Source organism: Chryseobacterium daeguense DSM 19388 (assembly GCF_000430825.1).
In the GTDB taxonomy this organism is placed as follows: Bacteria; Bacteroidota; Bacteroidia; order Flavobacteriales; family Weeksellaceae; genus Chryseobacterium; species Chryseobacterium daeguense.
Genome location: NZ_AUMT01000001.1, coordinates 41,955 through 56,486, shown reverse-complemented (window position 1 = coordinate 56,486; position 14,532 = coordinate 41,955). Strand labels below are relative to the sequence as shown.

The window sequence follows — 14,532 nt, the reverse complement described above, 5'->3', positions numbered from 1 at the left end:
ACAATAGTTTATTAATTCGCAAAACATTGAAAATCAACAAGAATAAAAAATCAGTCAAAAATAAAAATGGTCTCAAACACCAGTTCTTAGGAGTATCGGTTCGATCCCGATCCTGGGTACAATTATCTCTGCAAACCCCCTTCCACAAAAGGTTTGCAGAGTTTTTAAATTCTGTTTTTATTCTCGTTAGATTTCAATCGTGCAAAAAATCGTGCAAAAATGAAATCTTATTCTAACATGAAAGTTTATCCGATAAATTGGGAGACTTCAAAAAAATCTGTGTTAAAAAATTGGATTGTTCGTTACATCTTTACTGATGCCAATGGAATTGAACAAGAAGCCACATTCAAAGGTATGAATCACATTAAAGATCATGCTTTGAGAGTACAAGAAACTAAGCGTCTTATTGAAGAAGAAATTTATATGCTAGAACTAGGATATAATCCTAAAACTAAAAAATATGAAGACAATTCAGGCTTAGATATAGTAAACCCAGCTACTTTATTTTTAGCAGCATGTAATATTTGCATAGCAGAAAAAGAATGTGTTGATACAACTAGAACCGATATGGAAAACTCTATGAAGCATATCACCAAGTATGCGACCAAACTGGGATTACACAAAAAGAAAATTAAAGACATTACAAAAAGTGATATTAAGCAAATCCTTAAATACATGAAAAAGGATAATCACAGTAATTACAGAATAAATAAAACAAAATCGCATCTTTCAGCTTGCTTTACTTACTTCACAGATGATTTAGACATTTTCCAAGTTAATTTTGTCAGAGGCATTTCAAAATTACCGCATGAATCTGCAAAAAAGGAAATCATTAGGACTGATGAAGATTGGAATAAATTTCATTCAATAGAACATATAAATCTAAATGTGTATATGTTTATGTATATATTCTTATACTCAGGATGCAGATTTGAAGAAATGGTAAAAGTAAAAAAAGAAGATGTTGAGCTTGAAAAAAGTGTTTTTTGGATACATCTTTTAAAGGGAGGTAAACACACAAGAGCAATGCGAGCTATCAATTTAAATGCTTTTAAATATTGGAAAATAATTTACGATAGAGCAAAACCGGGACAATACTTATTTAGTCATAATCAACTACCAAATGATGAGCCCGTTAAAGCAAATAGCCTGTATGACTTGTGTACAAAATATTTTAAAAAGGTAGGTTTAAATATAACAGGATATGCTTTAAAATATACATATCTTAATCTTGTTGCAAAAATCTATGGAATATCAATAGCTAAAGAAGCTGCAGGACACACGTCGGAGAGAACAACCAAAATATATGCAGTAGATTACGAAATAGAACAAGTTGAAAAAAATAAAAATATTGATATTTGTATTTAACAATATGAGGTTGTCCAAACTTTTAGGACAGCCTCGTGTTTTTTAAAGGTCTCTGATTTAACAGATGTATTAAAATACAAATGATCATTTTATTTTGTGAGTTCGGTGGGCAAAGCCATAATACACAATTTCATCAGCACCTATCTTTACATCATAAGAATGTATAGTACTCAAATAATCTTCATATATGATACTATCTTTTTTGAAAATTATTCCTTGAAGACCCGATTTTCCTTGTATTAAAATTGTATTATCTACACCAATGTCAGGATAAGAATAAGACAGAATTTTGTTGTTATTTTTTAAGAAATAACATGGAGCATTTACTTTTATATCCCCTGATATTTTGTATTTATGAGAATTAACTTTTAATTCTCCTTTTCCATTATTATCAATTAACTCTAAAACAACACCGTTCACTGTTGTAGTGTCTGTAACAGTAAATTTTGACTTTACTGTGTGGCTTTGTTTTCTATTTTCTTTTGAAACCTTTGAGCATGAAACTAGAACAACAGAAGAAAATAAAATAAATTTGATTGTATTTATAGAAGTTGAAAAAACCATATACTTTTATAATTTACGTTAAAATAATCATTATCTCCGCCTTTCAACTCGGAACCGTTCCATATATCAATATGATCAGTTGGGCCCCAGCCATCTTCAAAAAATATGATCCCTTTCATTTTCCAAAAATCAGTATGATTTAATTTGGGGTATTCTTTTTTAGTAAACAATTTACGATGTCCAAAAATTTCAGGATGTTTATGCATCCAGGTTGCCAATTCTTGTGCTCGTAGAATATGTTTAAATTTATCTTCATGAGACATCCAACATTTTGCACCGTCAAATGTTGACAAATCAACATTTGATAAGGCCAAAGCGACGCTCATACGAATAGCGCATTGATTAGGATATTCGCTTTTATCACATGGAGTGCTTTTTCTTCCAGGATGATGTTTCCACAAATTAAAATACAATGATGGATTCATGTTTCAATATATAATTGTCGAATATAATAAATATTTTTTATTCATAATTACGGGAATCCATACATGCTAAAAATTTATTGTTATGTAAAATACATGCCAGATGAAAAAGAGTTTTAGCTTTATAAAAATCTTTAATTTTATTCAAACGCTTTTCAACTGAACTTAAACTATTCGGTTTAATACCATCTTTTTTTAACCTTTCTGATACCTCTTGCTGACTTAATCCTTCAGCAAGATACTTAACAATTAATATTTCTACTTCGTCCATGAAGTAAAAATATTCTGAATCATATAAAATATCTTATGGGAAACCATATTGTTATGTGGTTTATGAAAAAAATCCCGGAAACACGTCCGGGAACAGATAAAACACATCTCATTTTTTTAAAGTGGTCGAATTTGATCACTTTGGTTAAACATTCAGTTTTATTTTAAGGCATCATATTTTTCCAAAATTGCAGCAACTTCTTTTAAAAGTTCGTTTTTCTTCTGGATATAGTTTTGCATATCGATTACAGAGGAAATGAAACAAATCTCCCATAATACGGAAATACCAGATCCCAAATTCAAAATTCCAATTCTTGAATGTTGACTTTGATTGTCGGCTTTTACACCACGATTGCGAATACCTAATATTCGGGATGTTGCTTTTGAAATTTCATCAGCCATTTTATAAGACAAGGAATTTTTATCTGCAAAATCCTTTGCATTTACATAACATTCAGTTCCTCCGGCTGCAGGACTTCCTGAATTAAAGTGAATATCAAAAACAACTGATCCGCTGCCCGGCTTGATTCTTCTTTGATACTGTGAATTTGTTTCAAAATCCTTGTCTTGAATAACGTTCTTTAAATCTAAACTTGGAATGATTAAGTTCCGGGCATCTTTTGTTAAGTCCCTTTCAACATAACCATTGGCGACCGCTCCCGGGTCTGTGTTGTGATGTCCTGCTGATATAAAAATCATCTTTTTTTATTTAATTGTTTTACAATAGTGTTAAACCAGGCAGGAATGAAATTTTTAATTAAAGACCATATAATTATTCCGGCAATTGCCGAACATGGAATAATCCATAATAATGAACTGAATGAAATTCCTGAACGTTCTGAACTTTTTGTTTTTGATTTTTTCAGTTCTTCATTTTCTTTCTTCAATAATTCATTTATTTTGGTTTGCTCGGAAAGATATTGTTCTGTTTGTTTGAGTTTTGTTTCTGCAGTTGTTTCAGAATTTAGATTGATTTCAGAATTTTCATTGATCGGAATAATTGCTTCATTTCCATCCTTATCACGATATGTAACATTTCGGGGTTTAGGGCAATTTTCTGAATCTTGCTGAGGTCCAGTATTGTAATTCGGCAATGAATTTTGATTATTCTTTATAGACAAACTTAATTTTGAAACTTCTTTATGCTCGTTTTCGACCTCTGTTCTTTTAATATGAACATTGGTTTCGCTTGATCTGTTTTGTTCGATTTTTGAACGGTTTTCTTCACTCTGAATGTTAGTATTTGTTTTTCTTGAAGAACAAGAAAAGAATAAAACAATCAAATTAATCCAAATAAACTTTTTCACCGTTTTGATATTCATAAATCCGTATTTTAAAATCATATTTGTTCAATAGTCTACCAATCCATTTACGGGGAATTTCTTCCCAATAGATAAGTTTTGTATTTGGTTTTAATGCAGCTTTATCATTGGCGTATTTTATTAAAATATTACTGCTGTCAGTTTTGTATTTGCCTTTCTGAATGGCTTTAAAAACCAAACTTTCAATTTTCTTTTTCAATTGTTCTGTTTTGGTTTCCGCCTGTTTTAGCTTTTGATCTAAAATTTCAGATTTCTGTTTTTCCTTCGCAACTTCACTCACCGCTTCTTTGATTTCCGGTGAAAGTCCTATTGTATCAATTTTAATCGGCTGTGAAAACGCCAGGAAACCGATTAAAAAACAAATCAAAGTTTTCATTGTGCATTCTTTTCTAAGTTGTTAGCATATTTTTCAAGTTCCTTATTAAAATCATTCTGTTTTTCAAGTGCTTTTATTTTCTTTTGGTTACTCTTTGCGATTTCACTTTTAAAATGATTTACCAGCTCAATCGCTTTTTGCATCTGATCCGCACAATCTGTTGAATCAATTTTTGTTTGAAGATTTTTCTTTTCAAGTTTTAATTCTTCCAACTGCTTATTGAGGTTCGTTATGGTTAAACTGTCAATTTTTATTGCATCATTAAAACCTTTGTCATATCTTTCTGGGAGCAACCAAAAGAAGAAATAAACTATTACTCCAATCAAAGCAACCCAACCTGAAAAGGGCTTTCTAACAAATCCGTATAACCAATCAAAAAGCCCTTTAGCTGTTTCCATATCTCAATTTTTTTCAATTCATACTTTTAAGATTTGAAAGGAAACTTCCAATCTCCCTTTGTTAAATCTATCGCATTAATGCAATGTTTGTTTTCTTTAAAAACCTTGTCTAAAATCTTTGAAAGGTTTCTACCATAAAACCATTTAGGAAAATCTGGATGAGGTTTTGACGTTAATGTTCCGTCAATTTCATTTTTACCTAAAACAGAACTCATTGTTTCACCATCAATACCGAATTTATATCCGTTTTTTTCGATTAGGGTTTCATTCCATAATGATCGGTAATTTCGCCCGGCGAAAACATCCAGTGCCAATGCCTGACTTCTGTCATATCCCTGAATACTGCCTTTTATTTTTACCAATTTTCTGTTATAGAAATTGACATATACCAGAATGATAACGGCAGCCACATAAAGAAAAAAATCTTTCATTTTAAATTTGATCTAATTCGGTTTGTTTTGCTTTGATGAAACTATCAAGATAACTTTCTATCAATTGTAAAAAACCCGCTTTGTTGTTTTTCATCAGCCAAATCATATATTTATAACTCGGAACTTTTACCAGGTCTTTTTTTGATTTGTCATCCTTCAATGAAAGTTCAATTGGCAAATTATTTGTTCCTCTCAAATAAGACCATGTTTCCTTGTAAATAATCCATTCAGGAGCAGGAAGATTAATGTTTATTTCTTTACCTGTTTCTTTATCTCTTAAAACCTGTTCATAAACAAATACCAGAAATTGTTGTTCTGATTTAGCTTCAATATTCAGTACCCTGATTGACCTGTTAAATTGTGGCAATTTTGGGTGTTCTTGGAGTGGTAATTCAACAAAATTCAAATCAACATTTACTATTTCATTGATTATGCTTTGTATTTCTATTGGGATGTTTAAATGTTCATTCATTATAATAAATATTTAGAGTAATAATAATTGAGTGGGTCTTGCTGAAAATGATCCAACCCCTCCACCTGCTCTGTATGCATAAAAATACCTTGGTGTTGTTGGAATTGAGGTAACTGCAAATACTTTGGTTTTTCCATTTACTTCTGCAGTTAATGTGATAAAACCATTGTAATAGCTTATATATATAACATCTACATTTGTTGTAAATCCTCCAACTGAATTAGGGTAAAAGTCAATATTATATGTAAGTGTTACACCGTATTCAAGTCCGTCGTCTCCTTTCATTGTAAATCTTGTACCTCCAGGAAAGTTTGCACCGTTGTTAGTAACAGAGGTATTGACAGAACATTTCACAACAAAACCGTTCACCATTTGTGATGTATCAATCAAAATATTTGTTCTTGCTGATCCTGCGCCCCCTAATACAATATTGTTATTTCCATCAACACTTGCTGCACCTGTCAAATCTTGCCAAACTGGGTTTAATGATGTAAATGAAATACCTTGTTTTACTAAAAGTTCAGGACTTGACAAGTTTGTAAGAAGATTGTGAGTACAGAAAAATTGATAATATCCTTGTGGGTAAGTACTCCAATTCAAGCCAAAATTTAACATATTTGGGTTTGTCTGTAAAACATTAAAGTTGGTGATATTATACACTTCTGGTGTAGGCAATACACTACCATTTACATCCTTCACACGCTTCATGACAAGTTGAGCGTTCGGTGTTTGATTATCAACGAATAAATTCAAACCAATCAAAGTGATATATTGAGTAAATGTGTAAGAATTATCAATAAATGGTAGAATAACACTGTCAATCCTTGGTTGTCCTATTGAATAAATCTCTGTAGACAATCGCATTCCATTTCGCCAGGATGTTTTTTCACTATCATTTAATAATGAAGGAAAATTTAAAATTATATTTTTCCCATTACTATAAGATATTTGCCCGGCAGCATTTTGAACCATCATTCTGCTGAATGTATTATCAGATGATTTATCACTTAACCCTGTAATGGAGTAGTAAAAACCTGCGGTATTTAAAGTCCAATTTGCTCCCAATGTCAGTCCTGCACCTGGAACAGAAGTTAAAGCAGAATTAGCAACATTTTTTCCCAGATCACCCGCAAGCATCCTTCTGACATTATTATTATCATCAAAGATGTAAGCATATTTAAACGTTGCATCCGGGGCTGTAATGGTTGTTGTTGTTTTATCTACTTTGCCAGCTAAACCACCATTAAAATTATTAACTATTGCATTAATAGTTTGCTGTACGGCTGTAGATATAGGTTTGTCAAGATCAGATGTATTGTCAACGTTACCTAATCCAATTTGACTTTTGGTAACTTGGTGTGGATTACTATGATCGTTGATATGATTTTGTAGATTCTGATTTTGGTCAATAAGACTTTGAGCCACATCAGATTTATTGGCTTTTGTTGCGTTGATGTCATCTAAAACGTTTGCAACCCTTCCTCTTGTGTTTGCAAATTCTTGTGTTTCCTGACGGATTTCAAGAGACTTTTCCGCAATTGTTTGTTCGCTCATTACTCAAAGGTTTTATCAAATGTTTTATCAAATATTTTGTAATTGTCATCATCATTTTCAGGATCACAATAGCAACTTTGGTTGTAAACAACATCTTGCAATTCCTGTATGTTCATCATTGGATTACCATCAATCAAAACTTCATTTGGATCTAAATTGTCAAATAGTACTGAACCGTTTAACACACTTGAAATTTTAATCTTTCCATTACTTTTTTTCAGTACATAATATGTCCGCTTGTAAAAATCAATGTTGGCGGTAAACCGTGTATTTGTTATTATTTTGAAGTTTGTCATTTTCTAACTGTTGAAAATTTAATCCCGGATAATTTTTTTGTTTTCCCACATGAACATGATCCGGTACATCCGCAATTAAGTTTACAATTACAATCATCAAACTTTGGATAAGAATTTTTGTTTGCGCACAAAAAGCCATGAAGGCTTTCAAATGCTTCTTTTCCCATATTCCGATACTTATCTGATAATGCCCGAATATCTTTCATGTCTGTGAAAGAAGAGAAGTCATTTTGTTTCCTGACTGTACCGTTTGCTGTATCGTTGAATTGATTCACTAACAAATACCTGGCATACGAATAATAAATCCAAACTCTCTTTAATCCAAGATTCTGTTTCAATCTTCCTCCGCAATCGGTATATGTTCCTCCGCAAATAATTTGCTGATACTTCTGGTAGTTGGGATCAGTTTCAATCAGGTTCCAATTTTCCAAAACATCATGCACAAAATCAAAACAAAATAGAGGTATGAGATCAAATGTTTTTGCTTCTTCAATGGCAACACATAGTTTGGGTAAACTGCAGTGTTGAGCTACCTGACCGATACAATCAAAATCGGGAGTTGTTAAATAATTTGTTTGGTTACTACAATTCATTTCCTTCTGTTTTTTCAGGTGTTCCAAGCATCTTGCGTGCGGTTTCTTCTGGTATTCCGAAAATCTCTTTAATGATTTCAATTGCAGAATTAATATCAGTTGTTTTTGCAGCAACAGATTTTTGAATTTCCAATAAAGCGGTTACCCCTCCAACACTACCTTTTAATGCAGCTTGTGATTGTTTTCTTAACTTTTCGTCTTCATCAATATTTTCTTCATCAACAACAGGAATAAATGAAACAGTTAATCCAGACAGCATTGATAATACGCTTTCAAGTTCTGTTCTTTCGTCTTCATTCTGTTCCCAATAGAATTTTTTCATTTCTGTGAAAGTATCTGAATTTGGAGCGAATAGAGCCGTTTCACTTGCATAAACCATTGATTCAGGAATGTTATTAAAGTTTCCTGAAATATTTTGTTTCAATGTCTTCTTCGTGCTTTCAAATAGTTTGTCATCAAATTGTGCTTTCAACTGATCGACAGCAAAAACTTTGTTAATGTCATCAGAAACACCTGCGGGTACTCTGATCGTTAAAACATCTGCAGAATTTTCTGAACCTAAATTTTCTTTTAAAACTGCATCATTCTCTTGGTCTTCTTCTTCATCACCTCCAAACATTTTCACAACTGTTTTTCCTAACCATCCTTTTCGTGCCTGGGTATTGTTGTATCTTGAAATACGGTATTCAGTATCCATGTCATCATAAGCAACATCCCACGGAGGTAAGGCATAGTGATATTCAGGAGTAAGGTTGAGATAAAAAACCTGTCCTCGGTAATTTGTCAAAAGATCTTGTGTTGTTGGTTCTTTAATTCCCTTCAACTCACAATCTTTTTTCATCTGTTGAATGATTACTTTCGGATCATTGTTATAAGGATAAAACCATTTTGTTTTTTCATCAACACGTTGAAATTTCCCTTTTGAATCCTGCTTTAATTGATAAAATTTCCCTGGAAATCCGTCATCATCAGATTTGGATTTTGCCATTGGCACATAATCCAAAACTTTTAAATCAGTAGGTTTTAAAATAGGTTTAAGTTCATTTAGATCTGCATCAAGATCAACAGTCCATGACGTATAAAAAAATGCTCCGTATTGTTTAGAAATGCAGCTAGCCGCAATTCTGGCAACATTATTGAGTGTTTGCCCTTTCCTGTTAACAATAAGGTCTTTATTTTCTGCAACCCCTTTACCAAAAATAAATTTTGCCATCATATTTGATGATCTTTTTCCGGTAGGCGAATTATTGATAATGTTTTCAATTCTTAAAGGATAATCATTATCGAAATCCCTTAAATAGATCTTTTTATCATCTTTGGTAACAGAAATATCCCTGCTTTGCAATTCGATATTCGTAGCACGCAGGGATTTTGTTTTCTTTATTTTGTCAGATACAGACATCTATGACAATGTTTTTAATTATTTTACTTTTCCATCTTTCGATTTAGCAGCTGTTTCTGCTTTGGCGTTTGCTTCAGCATCAGATTTTTCCTTTGCAATGCGTTCTTCTTCCTCTTTTGCTGCTTTTTCTGCTTCATCTTTCTGGGCACGTTCAGCTTCTAATGCTTCAAGACGTTGTTGTTCAGCTTCTTTTTCTTCACGCTCCTTTCTCATTCTTTCTTCTGCTTCCTGTTGAAGTTTTTTCGTCTCATCTTCTTTGGCTTTCAGTTCTGCATCTTCCAATGCTTTTCCATCAAGATATGCAGTCATATCAGCTTCATCAGAAATATCCTTGAATTCTTCTTCTGGATAACCTTTATCAATAGCTAAAGATTTAAGTTCTGCAAGTTTTTCAGGATCATTTTGAGTATCTACTCTGAATTTTGCCGGAAGCACACGGAATTGTTTTTTTCTTACCAGAATTTGTTCTTCTGTTCCGATCGTTAAATATTCTTCAGCGAATTGTTCCGTCATCAAGTTTCCGTAAACTCTCTTTCGGTTAAGTCTGTTTAGCTTTTTATCTTCATAATCGTATGAATAGATTATTGAATTATTGATTAGCTCGAATGTTTTATTTGACATAATGATTTGTGGTTTTGTGAATGCTTCACCATCAGTAAATGCTTTGAAAATGTTCCAATCTCTCACACTTCCGCAGGTAGGGCATTCTGGTTTGTAACCAAATTGTTCTTTAAATAATCTTTCGTATTCGGTCATATAGGTGGAATTATTTCTAACTCCACCAGGACCGATATTTATGATTTCTTTTGCCGTCATTATGCAGCTTCAAATTGTTCGTTAAAGTCTGCATTGGCATCACCACCTGTTTGCGGTTTATAAACCAATGGTAACATTGATTCTTGTGCGTTTTCATCTGATTGAAGAACAATCAAGCTACCTCCACCACCTTCGGCAATGTCATAGGTATAATCTCCGGTAGAAAGTCCGTTTTCCCAACCATAAATTTCAACTGTTCCATCTGTCAATTGTAGTGCTACAACATAACGTCCGTGATCCAGTTTGTCGATTTGACATTTTGTTTCTACATCAGCCCCAATCATTAGAATTTGAACCTGGTGCAAATACTGAACAAATCCGTTATCTGTTTTAGATTTTCCAGTAAATCCTTTGATTGCATTTCCTGTTTCCGGCAATTTGACCTGAACCCCTTTTTTAAGAGATTTCAAAATCATCTGAACAGTATAATCACAAGTTGATCCGGCAATATTTCCGATTTGTGAATTTGCTTTGTCAATATCGTTGAGGTTGATAATAACAGCTTCCTGATAATATTTTTTGGGGAAATTTCTTACGCAACTTTTATCAATTGCGCCTGTCAATTCAGTACATATTGAATTATTAGCCATTTTTAAACAATTTTTAGTTAGCGTAAATGATTTCTTTCACTTTAGGGAATGAAGCCCCGATATATGAACCACCTCTCAAATAAATCTTTTCATCATCCTCATTATGCCACATTTTGAAGAAAGTCAATTGAGTTTCATCAGTTGAGCCAACAAGCATATTTTCGTTTTTAGCCAGGATTGCCCTGTTTGGATCTACTCTAGGAGCATTCGGAACATTGTTTCCGTTTAATTCTGAAACCTGTTCAATAACTCTGTCAAATGCAATTCTTGGTTTTACAGGAACACCATTGTAATAAAGGTTTTCCATTGTGTAAACATTTGCTTTTACAACACCTTCTGCAGAAATACACTGACAGTTTGCAGGTGCATTATGTCCTAATTTGTTCAACCAGCTTGCATAAGCATTTGCCATCTGCCAGGTAACTTCAAACATATATTTTGAAGGATCAAACCATGTGTGCATATTTGCCAGATCATACATTTCACCCAATAAGTTGTAAACTTCTTCACCTGTCATTCTTTGAGCTGCTGGATTTGCTCCTGCATTTTTCGCAATCTCAACTTTAGTTTCACCGACAACAGTTCCTGCATCTGCTTTAACAAAGAATCCATTTGCTTTGTCTAATAATGTAGATGTAGAAGCTTTATCAGAGAAGTATGCACGTCTCCATTTTGCGTTTTCCAATCCCTGCTTGAACTGTTCACCCAAATATTGAAGAATCAGTTGATCCATATCCGGGTTGTCATCAAACTTTCTGTAAGTATTGAAGAATCTTAAAAAATGTTTGTCAAATGCATTCAGACAGATTGGAACTTTACATTTGATTAATGCTAAATCCCATATTTCAGCTGAAAAATTGACATTCAAATCACATTCGTTTGTTCCACAGGCAGCTTCATCAGCCGTTGGGAACATGGTGTAATCATCATTTTTTTCAATGATCGGAACAACGTCCCCGTTTTTCACACCATAGATTACCTCTTTTTCTTTTTCAATCTCGTTATCAACAGTAATTTCATTTACAATTGCCTTACTGAATTCTAACATATCAGCATTGTCGAATGATTCTACTAAATCAACAACTGCTTCACTATAATTTGTTGTAATTGGCATATCTTATTTTTCTTTTTTGAATTTGCTTAAGGCGTTGGAAACTCTTGATTTTCCTTTATCCTCGGGTTTTGGTTTTGGTTCACGTTTGTCTTCTTCCTCTTCTTCGTCAAATGCATTACCTAAATTCTGGAAGTTCTTAATCAGGGTTTTCGACTGTGCCAACTGATTGTTCAAAGTCGTGATCTTGCTATCTTTTTCCTTGTTTGTACTTTCAAGGTTTTGGATTTTAGTTTTCAGATTTTGAATTTCTTCTGTCAGCTTTTGATTTTCCGCTTGTAAATCATCAGCCTTGTCTTCTGTTTTGGCGATAATTTCAACCAGTTCTTCACCATCGAATTTGTAAGTTTCCCCGGAAGGCATTACATATTCTCCGTTGTTGGTTTCTCCGGCTGGCTTGCCGTCAAATTTTGCTTTGTCTCCTGGGGTATCTCCGGTTTTTGCTTTTGGAGTATCATCATCGTTCAACTCATAAAAGTCCAGTTCAGAGTTATCTGCAGTAAAGACAATTTTGTTTTTTGTGCTCGTGCCTTTGAAAAATGCTTCTGCATCTTTTACCAGCTTATTCCAAGCGCTTTGTTTGTTTTTATCAGACATATTGTTTTGATTTATTTTTCGATTTTGTTGATTTCTGGAAATGATAGAATTGAAGATCAAAGAGTTTTCAACGATGTGAACATTTTCAAGCTCTGTATAAAATCCGTAGGTGATACATTCCTCAACTGTCAGATCACGGCTTTCATTCATGAACTGCAATCCAAGTTCTTTTGTAATGGTTGTTTCCTCTGAATAGAGTTCTGCAATTTCGTTGTCAACAATGTCAAGCTCTTCAAATATTTTTTTAGCTTCTTTCTTGTCACCTGATAGCATCCAGGACCATGCATTGTGAACAAATGGTTTTAAATATTTGCTTCCAACTCTTTTATCTTTATCACCTGCCAAAAGGATGATAACACCGGATGATGCACAATAACCGTCTACACGGGTCCTAATGGAAATATTATTTTCCTTTTTAAATCTCTTTAAAAGGTTATACATTGCGAATGCCGTTGTGGTATCACCTCCGAAAGTGTGAATGTTTACGGTTAATTCTTCTCCTTCTTTAATGTCTAAAGAGTTCAGAGAATCACGCAAATCCTTTAAATCGTATTCGCTCCCATCATTCAGCCATTTGAATGGAACAATGTCACCGTAAATATTAATTTCGTGTCTCATGAAAAATTTAGCTTCCTCTATTACAAATTTTTGAATAAAAAGGGCTATTTTTGTCCGAACACCATAAGTGAAACATCGTTGTTAACCCTCTTCAAATAAGGGATTTACACAAGTTTCTTATGATTTTATAAGTATGAGACTATGTTGATACCATTCATTTTAATCTTTATTGGCATTTTCCTGATCCTGAAAGTTGTATTTCAGCCGAAAAAACATGAAGTATTGAAAAACAAATACATCGAAAATCATGAAAATAAATTGAAAGATGATGAAGACTATAATGAGTATCTGGAATGGTGCAAAATGAAAGGCGAAATGGCTCTTGAAAAAGAAGGTTATGACGAATACCGAATGAAAGAATATCAATTGTATAAAAAACTGATGAAACACGGTATTCGCGGATTCAAAAATTATTAATATCAATTAAAAATATAAAATCATGAAAAAAATTATTTTACTTTTAGGAATATTCTTACTCGCTTCATGTGGAAACAATGACAAAGATTGTAATTGTACACAGCAACGGTATGAAAGAAAAGCTGTTTATACCATCGCAATTCCACCACAGTTTGTTTCAGCAAGTGAATGGGAGAAAAAAGGGAATGCAGAAAATATTGATTCTGATGATTGTAGTAAAAACGGAAGCATTTCAAAAAAAGGTGATGCTGATTCCTGGGTAAATTCAGGAGGAACAACATCAACAGTTGTTGAATATGAATACAGAGTTACCTGTCAATAAAAAAATCCTACTGAAATGTAGGATTTTTTTTATTGGTTTTTAAATCTTGGTTCATTAGGTAAATTGCTTTCTCAACCAACCCAACAGAAACTTTACAGGCTGATGCCGTTACTTTTTTCCGTTCTGTTTTACTTTCAATCCAATCATATTCCTGATATACGGTATAAATGCGCATCAAATCAATAGCAGAACTGATTGACTTAATCCCGATCAAATCAAGTTTATAAAACATTTCAAGGTTTCTTGAAATCAGGTCTTTAACACAAAGTTTTTTTTCTATTTCCAAAATTCGCAAGGTTTTATTGATTGTCTTAATTTATAAGATGAAGTACAGCTACACATTGAACAAATTTTTCCGGATAATTCTGGAATATCTTTGTCTGTAACTTTTTCACTTTCTACCGGATCAGAAATAAAAAATGAACAGGTTGAACAATGATTTTCATACCTTTCTTTTGCAAGTTCACTTGCTTTTCTGTTGTGACAATAAAAATTTGTCATTCCGGTAATGATTGCCTTCATGTCACGGGCAACCTTTGGATCTGATTCATTTTTTAGATTACTCTGGTATCTTCTTATTTTTTCCCACATGA

22 protein-coding genes are annotated in these 14,532 nt (G+C 33.0%); 3 read left to right on the top strand and 19 right to left on the bottom strand.

Annotated elements, in window-relative coordinates; genetic code table 11:
* Window positions 1-219: 219 nt before the first annotated feature.
* Window positions 220-1,368 (top strand): tyrosine-type recombinase/integrase, encoded by a 1,149-nt coding sequence (locus tag H560_RS22855; protein ID WP_027378197.1) that lies wholly within the window; start codon window positions 220-222, stop codon window positions 1,366-1,368.
* Window positions 1,369-1,452: 84 nt separating this feature from the next.
* Here the strand turns inward: H560_RS22855 and H560_RS0100380 are convergent, their stop codons facing one another.
* The 17 genes from H560_RS0100380 to H560_RS0100295 form a co-directional block, all read right to left on the bottom strand.
* Window positions 1,453-1,932 (bottom strand): hypothetical protein, encoded by a 480-nt coding sequence (locus tag H560_RS0100380; RefSeq protein ID WP_027378196.1) that lies wholly within the window; start codon window positions 1,930-1,932, stop codon window positions 1,453-1,455.
* The gene (locus H560_RS22635) at window positions 1,911-2,357 is read right to left on the bottom strand and encodes a type VI secretion system amidase effector protein Tae4 (protein ID WP_081413900.1); all 447 of its coding nucleotides are present in this window, start codon (window positions 2,355-2,357) and stop codon (window positions 1,911-1,913) included. Before H560_RS22635 ends, H560_RS0100380 begins: the two co-directional genes overlap by 22 nt.
* Before the next feature lie 37 nt (window positions 2,358-2,394).
* On the bottom strand, window positions 2,395-2,625 hold the full coding sequence (locus H560_RS0100370; protein WP_027378194.1) for a hypothetical protein: 231 nt from the start codon (window positions 2,623-2,625) through the stop codon (window positions 2,395-2,397).
* Between the two features lie 158 nt (window positions 2,626-2,783).
* Window positions 2,784-3,323, bottom strand: a complete 540-nt coding sequence (locus H560_RS0100360) for an N-acetylmuramoyl-L-alanine amidase (protein WP_027378193.1) — start codon at window positions 3,321-3,323, stop codon at window positions 2,784-2,786.
* Window positions 3,320-3,946, bottom strand: coding sequence for a hypothetical protein (locus H560_RS0100355; RefSeq protein ID WP_027378192.1), 627 nt, complete (start codon window positions 3,944-3,946; stop codon window positions 3,320-3,322). The genes H560_RS0100360 and H560_RS0100355 overlap by 4 nt, the downstream gene beginning before the upstream one ends.
* Window positions 3,909-4,322, bottom strand: coding sequence for a hypothetical protein (locus H560_RS0100350; protein ID WP_027378191.1), 414 nt, complete (start codon window positions 4,320-4,322; stop codon window positions 3,909-3,911). Before H560_RS0100350 ends, H560_RS0100355 begins: the two co-directional genes overlap by 38 nt.
* Window positions 4,319-4,720 carry a hypothetical protein gene (locus H560_RS0100345; protein ID WP_027378190.1) on the bottom strand — a complete coding sequence of 134 codons (402 nt, stop codon included), beginning with the start codon at window positions 4,718-4,720 and terminating at the stop codon, window positions 4,319-4,321. The genes H560_RS0100350 and H560_RS0100345 overlap by 4 nt, the downstream gene beginning before the upstream one ends.
* 26 nt (window positions 4,721-4,746) lie before the next feature.
* Window positions 4,747-5,151, bottom strand: coding sequence for a hypothetical protein (locus H560_RS0100340; protein ID WP_027378189.1), 405 nt, complete (start codon window positions 5,149-5,151; stop codon window positions 4,747-4,749).
* Between the two features lies 1 nt (window position 5,152).
* Window positions 5,153-5,623 carry a hypothetical protein gene (locus tag H560_RS0100335; RefSeq protein WP_027378188.1) on the bottom strand — a complete coding sequence of 157 codons (471 nt, stop codon included), beginning with the start codon at window positions 5,621-5,623 and terminating at the stop codon, window positions 5,153-5,155.
* Between the two features lie 12 nt (window positions 5,624-5,635).
* On the bottom strand, window positions 5,636-7,177 hold the full coding sequence (locus H560_RS0100330; protein WP_027378187.1) for a hypothetical protein: 1,542 nt from the start codon (window positions 7,175-7,177) through the stop codon (window positions 5,636-5,638).
* On the bottom strand, window positions 7,177-7,473 hold the full coding sequence (locus H560_RS0100325) for a hypothetical protein (protein WP_027378186.1): 297 nt from the start codon (window positions 7,471-7,473) through the stop codon (window positions 7,177-7,179). Before H560_RS0100325 ends, H560_RS0100330 begins: the two co-directional genes overlap by 1 nt.
* On the bottom strand, window positions 7,470-8,066 hold the full coding sequence (locus tag H560_RS0100320) for a DUF6712 family protein (RefSeq protein ID WP_155844926.1): 597 nt from the start codon (window positions 8,064-8,066) through the stop codon (window positions 7,470-7,472). Before H560_RS0100320 ends, H560_RS0100325 begins: the two co-directional genes overlap by 4 nt.
* A complete protein-coding gene (locus H560_RS0100315) occupies window positions 8,056-9,468 on the bottom strand; it encodes a hypothetical protein (RefSeq protein WP_027378184.1) in 1,413 nt (470 codons plus the stop codon). Before H560_RS0100315 ends, H560_RS0100320 begins: the two co-directional genes overlap by 11 nt.
* An 18-nt stretch (window positions 9,469-9,486) precedes the next feature.
* Window positions 9,487-10,284: a hypothetical protein gene (locus H560_RS0100310; protein ID WP_027378183.1), complete on the bottom strand. Its 798-nt coding sequence runs from the start codon at window positions 10,282-10,284 to the stop codon at window positions 9,487-9,489.
* The gene (locus H560_RS0100305) at window positions 10,284-10,874 is read right to left on the bottom strand and encodes a hypothetical protein (RefSeq protein WP_027378182.1); all 591 of its coding nucleotides are present in this window, start codon (window positions 10,872-10,874) and stop codon (window positions 10,284-10,286) included. The genes H560_RS0100310 and H560_RS0100305 overlap by 1 nt, the downstream gene beginning before the upstream one ends.
* Before the next feature lie 13 nt (window positions 10,875-10,887).
* Entirely contained in the window at window positions 10,888-11,988 is a 1,101-nt protein-coding gene (locus H560_RS0100300) for a hypothetical protein (RefSeq protein ID WP_027378181.1), read from the bottom strand.
* Window positions 11,989-11,991: 3 nt separating this feature from the next.
* Window positions 11,992-13,200 carry an ATP-dependent Clp protease proteolytic subunit gene (locus H560_RS0100295; protein ID WP_027378180.1) on the bottom strand — a complete coding sequence of 403 codons (1,209 nt, stop codon included), beginning with the start codon at window positions 13,198-13,200 and terminating at the stop codon, window positions 11,992-11,994.
* Window positions 13,201-13,341: 141 nt separating this feature from the next.
* Between H560_RS0100295 and H560_RS0100290 the strand changes: the two genes are divergently transcribed.
* Window positions 13,342-13,617 (top strand): hypothetical protein, encoded by a 276-nt coding sequence (locus H560_RS0100290; RefSeq protein WP_027378179.1) that lies wholly within the window; start codon window positions 13,342-13,344, stop codon window positions 13,615-13,617.
* A gap of 22 nt (window positions 13,618-13,639) precedes the next feature.
* Window positions 13,640-13,939 carry a hypothetical protein gene (locus H560_RS0100285; protein ID WP_027378178.1) on the top strand — a complete coding sequence of 100 codons (300 nt, stop codon included), beginning with the start codon at window positions 13,640-13,642 and terminating at the stop codon, window positions 13,937-13,939.
* A 7-nt stretch (window positions 13,940-13,946) separates the two neighbouring features.
* On the opposite strand, the gene H560_RS0100280 is transcribed toward H560_RS0100285, so the two are convergent.
* On the bottom strand, window positions 13,947-14,225 hold the full coding sequence (locus tag H560_RS0100280; protein ID WP_027378177.1) for a hypothetical protein: 279 nt from the start codon (window positions 14,223-14,225) through the stop codon (window positions 13,947-13,949).
* Entirely contained in the window at window positions 14,216-14,530 is a 315-nt protein-coding gene (locus tag H560_RS0100275) for a hypothetical protein (RefSeq protein ID WP_027378176.1), read from the bottom strand. The genes H560_RS0100280 and H560_RS0100275 overlap by 10 nt, the downstream gene beginning before the upstream one ends.
* Window positions 14,531-14,532 lie beyond the last annotated feature (2 nt).